The sequence below is a fragment of the Oleiphilus sp. HI0080 genome (assembly GCF_001635135.1).
In genome coordinates, this window is the sequence record NZ_LWFU01000233.1 from 1 (window position 1) to 614 (window position 614).

General features: G+C 46.3%; 2 protein-coding genes. One reads left to right on the forward strand and one right to left on the reverse strand.

Annotation, left to right across the window (positions count from 1 at the left end; translation table 11 throughout):
- Positions 1 to 340 (forward strand): PaaI family thioesterase (locus A3751_RS02520; protein ID WP_068451718.1); only part of this gene is annotated, 340 nt, incomplete at its 5' end.
- Between the two features lie 49 nt (positions 341 to 389).
- On the opposite strand, the gene A3751_RS22540 is transcribed toward A3751_RS02520, so the two are convergent.
- Positions 390 to 614, reverse strand: a 225-nt coding sequence (locus A3751_RS22540) for a hypothetical protein (RefSeq protein ID WP_197466126.1), incomplete at its 5' end; no start/stop codon positions are given.

Sequence of the window (614 nt, forward strand, 5' to 3'; positions counted from 1 at the left end):
GGAATTTGATGGGGATGTCGAGTCAGGCCTTTTCAAACTGACTCGCAACCATAGCAATTTGGGTAACCCGATTTTGCCTGCGATTCACGGTGGGGTTTTGGGTGGATTTATGGAAATGTCGAGTAGCTTACATCTCTTGGCGACCCAGCCTGTTGAGTCATTTCCAAAAATCATTGATTTCTCTATCGATTATTTGAGAGCCGGTATGGATACCGATACGTTTGCGCTTTGTGAGGTCACTCGACAAGGAGGACGTGTCGCAAATGTAGAAGTGCATGCTTGGCAAGAGTCCCAAGACAAGCCTATTGCTCTTGCTCGAGCACACTTCTTGATTGAATGATGTGCCGGCTGAGCAGCAATTTGAAGCTGCTCAGCCGTTGCTTTAGCTATTAGTGCCCCGGTGTTGCCGTTTGGTCCGTTTTAAGTTTGAAAATTTGATAAGGACCTTTTTCAGCAATATAGCTGTCAGGCTTGGCCATCACGTATTGAAGCGCGCTCGCTGTGACGTATAGATACCCATCAGGGCCAAAACTAAAGCCATCCGGCCAGCGTAATTTTTTATCTTTGTATAAGGTCTTCATCTCTCCAGATGGCGACATAACGATAATAGCTGA